The 5,008-nt window shown below is 63.1% G+C and carries 3 protein-coding genes; all 3 read left to right on the top strand.

Annotation, left to right across the window (positions count from 1 at the left end; genetic code table 11):
- Nucleotides 1-1,484, top strand: a 1,484-nt coding sequence (locus QZT63_RS03235) for an acyl-CoA dehydrogenase domain-containing protein (RefSeq protein ID WP_290648532.1), incomplete at its 5' end; no start/stop codon positions are given.
- Nucleotides 1,481-2,767, top strand: coding sequence for an acetyl-CoA C-acetyltransferase (locus QZT63_RS03230; protein ID WP_290648531.1), 1,287 nt, complete (start codon nt 1,481-1,483; stop codon nt 2,765-2,767). The genes QZT63_RS03235 and QZT63_RS03230, both read left to right, overlap by 4 nt.
- The gene (locus QZT63_RS03225) at nt 2,767-4,845 is read left to right on the top strand and encodes a 3-hydroxyacyl-CoA dehydrogenase NAD-binding domain-containing protein (RefSeq protein ID WP_290648529.1); all 2,079 of its coding nucleotides are present in this window, start codon (nt 2,767-2,769) and stop codon (nt 4,843-4,845) included. Before QZT63_RS03230 ends, QZT63_RS03225 begins: the two co-directional genes overlap by 1 nt.
- Nucleotides 4,846-5,008 lie beyond the last annotated feature (163 nt).

Raw genomic sequence — 5,008 nt, 5'->3', positions numbered from 1 at the left:
TGCCCACAGAGCAGCCGGGCGTGGAGATCGGGCGGCGCCACATCCCCAGTGCGACCATGTTCCAGAACGGGCCGACGAGCGGCACCGACGTCTTCATCCCGCTCGAGAACATCATTGGAGGGGCTGACTACGCGGGGCGGGGCTGGATGATGCTCATGAAGGCCCTGGCGGCGGGGCGCGGCATTTCGTTGCCGTCGCTCGCGTGCGCAGCCTCCGCGCTCGCGGCGCATTCGACAGGCGCCTACGCGCGAGTTCGCCAACAGTTCAATCGGCCCATCGGCAAGTTCGGCGGCATCCAAGAACCGATGGCACGGCTGGCCGGCAATGCCTACGCGGTCGACTCCGCTCGTCGACTGACCTGTGCCGGGCTTGACGAAGGTCGGTCGCTTGCCGTGATTTCGGCCCTCATGAAATACAGCGCCACGGAACGGATGCGCCGCGCAGTCAACGATGCGATGGATGTTCATGCTGGCAAGACCGTCATCGATGGGCCATCGAATTACCTCTCCCCCCTCTATAAGGCACTTCCAATTGGCATCACCGTTGAAGGCGCCAATATCGTCACCCGTAGCCTGATGATCTTCGGTCAGGGCGCAGTTCGAGCCCACCCGCATATGCTCGATGAAGTGCTGGCGCTCCAGGAAGGCAACCAGGACTCGGCACTGGAGAGTTTTGACAAGCATTTCTGGGCCCATGTTGGCCATTCCGTGCGCACATTCTTCCGGGCGCTCGCCCGCGGATGGACAGGCGCGATGTTCGCTCCTGCTCCGAACTCAGGCAAGGCGCGTCCTCTCTATCGGAGCCTGGGGCGCTGGGCGTCGGCCTATGCCCTGACAGCTGATATGGCCCTGCTCACAATGGGTGGTGGCCTGAAGGGCAAGGAAATGATTTCGGGCCGGATGAGCGACATCCTGTGTGAGCTGTATTTCCTCTCGGCCATCCTGAAACGGTGGGAGGACGATGGCCGCAAGGTCGAAGACTACCCACTGGTCGAATACAACGCCGCTCAGGCTTTCTCGCGCATCAGCACCTCGCTGGACGAGGTGCTGGCGAACTTCCCGTCCCGGTGGGCGGCAGGGCTGGTGCGCCTTGCCACGCGTCCCGGAGGCCGTGTACGTGGCCCTGATGACCATCTCACGGAGCTTTGCGCGAACTTGATCTACGAACCGTCCGCAACGCGCGAGCGGCTCATTGGCAGAATCGCACACACCGGCCATCCTGGGCTCGCACGGCTCAACGAGGCTTATCAAAAGGTTGTGCAGGTCGAACCGTTGGCGACAAGGTTGCGCGAGTTGGAACAGACCGCGACCCAGGCGCTCGAAGCGGGCGTGCTCACTGAGGCCGAGAAAGCCCGCTTGGACGCGGCGCAAACCGCCGTGGATCGAGTCATCGCCGTTGACGACTACTCACCTGCCGAGCTCGCGCAACTCTTCCCGGGCCTCAAGGCAGGGGATGAAATGCCGAAGGAGGAGCCAACGCGATGAGTGACAGACCTGTGTACCTCGTAGACGGGGCGCGCACGCCGTTCTTGAAAGCCCGCGGCAGGCCCGGGCCCTTCACGCCGGTGGATCTTGCGGTGCAGTGCGGCAGGCCGCTGCTCCTGCGTCAGCGGTTTGCTCGCCAGGCGATTGATCTCGTGATTCTGGGTTGTGTCAATGTGATCCCCGATGAGATGAACCCGGCTCGGGTCGCCGCCCTGCGGCTGGGCCTAAGGGAAGAAACGGTCGCATTCACCATGCAGATCAACTGTGGCTCGGGCATGCAGTCCATCGACACGGCGTATCGTTACATTCAGCAGGGCAGCCACGACATTATCCTTGCGGGTGGAACCGAAGCCCTGAGCCACACGCCGCTCGTCCTGCGACAGGAGGCGGTCGAATGGTATGCCGGGATGGCGCAGGCGAAAGGCCCGCTGGCAACCGCAAAACAGATGTCGGGGCTCAAGCCAGGCTATTTGAAGCCGGTGGTCAGCCTGGAGCGTGGCCTGACCGATCCGATCACCGATCTCAACATGGGTCAAACCGCCGAAATTCTGGCCTATCGCTTCGGCATTGATCGGCCGACAGCCGATGCCTACGCGGTGGAAAGCCATCACCGTTTGGCCCACGCGCAGGCCGAAGGCTGGCTGACCGATGAAATCACCCCCACCTTCGACCGTGACGGCGCCGCCCATGAGCACGACGACGGGGTTCGCTCCGACGCCAACCTTGAGAGCCTTGCCAAGCTGAAGCCGGCCTTCGAGAGGCCTTACGGCAAGGTGACACCAGGAAACGCCGCGCAGATCACTGACGGTGCCTCATGGGTTGTGCTGGCCTCCGGAGAGGCCATTGAAGAGCATGGGCTGCAGCCGCTCGCCCGAGTCGTTGACAGCGAATGGGCGGCGCTTCACCCCTCGATCATGGGGTTAGGCCCGGTGATGGCGGTTTCCCCCCTCATGAAGCGCCGGGAGTTGCAGCCAGGCGATATCGACCTGTGGGAAATCAACGAAGCCTTTGCCGCGCAGGTGCTGGCGTGTCTCGCCGCATGGCAGGACGAGACGTTCTGCCGCGACTTGCTGGGGCTGACAGGCGGCTTCGGCCACATTGATCGCGAGCGGCTGAACGTCGATGGCGGCGCGATCTCGCTGGGTCATCCCGTCGGCACAAGCGGCAACCGCATCGTGCTGCATCTGGCCAATGCGCTGAAGCGGCGGCGCGGCATGCGGGGCATCGCAACGGAATGCATTGGCGGTGGCCAGGGTGGCGCGATGCTATTGGAGGCTGTGTGATGGTTGACAAGGTCCTGGAGCACTTAGGCGAACACCGTCTAGAACTCGGTCCGGCGGCTGAAGCTGTAGGTCAGGGCCACTGGCGCTACACCGTTGATAGTGCGGGTATAGGCTGGCTCGTATTAGACAAGACCGACAGCAGCGTGAACACAATCTCCGGGGCCGTGCTCCGCGACCTGGAGGGGCATGTTGAGCAGATTGAAGCCAATCCGCCCGAGGCGCTGGTGATTCGATCTGCTAAGAGTGCAGCCTTTGCTGCGGGGGCCGATATCGAAGGCTTCGCCGAATTGGCGGACAGGGATGCCGAGGGGGAGCTACGGGCCGCTCACGCGGTACTCGACCGCCTCGAGGGGCTTTCCAGCCGCACCATTGCTGTGGTTCATGGCGCCACACTCGGGGCGGGATTCGAATTGACGCTTGCATGTGACTACCGCATCGCCGTCGAAGGCGCCTCTTTCGCTTTTCCAGAGGTGCACTTGGGCCTGCATCCCGGGCTGGGAGGAACGTTTCGCCTGACGGGGCTGATCGACCCGACTGAGGCAATGACGCTGATACTCACCGGCAAGCCGGCCGATGCCGGCAAGGCCAAAGACCTGGGCATCGTCGACATGGTAACCCAGGAACGCCATGTTGCCGCCGCAGTACGGGCCATTGTTGCGGGCGAAGTGGACCACAATAGCCGTGGACTTGCTGCCAAGGCCTACAAGCTGGCGCCGGCGCGCCGTGTTGCAGCCCGGCGGATGCGCGCAAAGACCGAAGAGAAGGCACCCCGGGAACATTATCCCGCGCCGTGGGCGTTGATTGACCTTTGGGAACAGCACGGGGGATCCGAGTCTGAAATGCAGACGGCCGAAATCGAGTCCTTTGCGGAGTTGTTGCGCTCAAACACCTGCCGCAACCTCGTTCGCGCATTTTTCTTGCGCCAGGCGCTTAAGGGGAAAGCCCGGGGCGAGGACGAGATTGGCCATGTTCATGTTGTGGGGGCGGGCGAGATGGGCGCCCAGATCGCCCCATGGGCGGCGCTCAATGGCAAGCTCGTGACACTGGGCGACATGGAGCTTGCACCCTTGGGTGCAGCCATGAAGTCGGCAGCAGGGATCTGCAAGGACAAGCACCTGTCCTCGATCGAGACGCGCGAAGTGCTCGACCGCCTCATACCGGACCCGCGCGGATACGGTCTCGCGCACGCTGATCTTGTGATTGAAGCAGGTCCCGAAGATGCGGAGACGAAGGCAAAGATCTACGCCGAGCTGGGGCCGGGGATGAAATCCGGCGCGATTCTCGCGACCAACACCTCCAGCCTGCCGATGACCGAGCTCGCCACAAGGGTTCGCGCCCCCAGCCGTTTTGCGGGCCTGCATTTTTTCAACCCTGTCTCGAAGATGCATCTCGTCGAGGTGGTCACCCACGAAAGGACTTCAAACAGAACGCGGGAGAGACTGACGGCGTTCTGCGGGGCGATCGACCGGCTGCCAGTGCGGGTGGGCGATTATCCTGGGTTTCTGGTGAATCGTGCGCTGACCCCATACCTGCTCGAGGCCATGGTGCTTCTGGACGAGGGCGTGGATAAGGAAAGCGTCGACCGCGCAGCGCTCAGTTTCGGCATGCCCATGGGGCCGGTGACATTGGCCGACCAGGTTGGGCTGGACATCTGCCTGTCCGTTGCCAAGAGCCTGCGGGACAATCTTCCTGTGCCGATGGCCCACATCCCGGATTGGGTCCACACCATGGTCGAGGATGGCAAGACCGGCAAAAAAGCCGGCCAAGGTTTCTATGATTGGTCGAGCGGCCCGCCGAAACCGGGCATGGAGGCGCCTGAGTCGGATGACATGACCGACCGGCTGATCCTGCCGATGATTAATGCCTGTGCCGAGTGCCTGCGCATGGGGGTGGTGGAGAGCGAAGACACGGTCGATGGCGCGATGATCTTTGGCACCGGCTTTGCCCCGTTTCGCGGTGGCCCGATGCACTACGCGCGCTCCCGCGGTTTCGCAAATATTCAAACCGGGCTTCATGGGTTGACAGAGGCTCATGGGGCGCGTTTCGCCCCGGATGCATACTGGACGGCGCATGGCTGAGGGCAATGCAGTGGTTCCGTTTCCTACCTCCGATGCGCGTGCGGTGGCGCAACGCATCGCCGCCGAGGTGGGGCCTGAGCTGCGCGTCGCTCTGCCCCTGGGGCTGGGCAAGCCGGTCGCGTTAACCAATGCGTTGACGCAGCTCGCGCTGGAGGATCCTTCA

This window comes from Aquisalimonas sp., from assembly GCF_007120195.1.
In the GTDB taxonomy this organism is placed as follows: domain Bacteria; phylum Pseudomonadota; class Gammaproteobacteria; order Nitrococcales; family Aquisalimonadaceae; genus Aquisalimonas.
The sequence above is the reverse complement of the archived record's forward strand: the minus strand, read 5'-3'. Positions and strand labels throughout refer to the sequence as shown.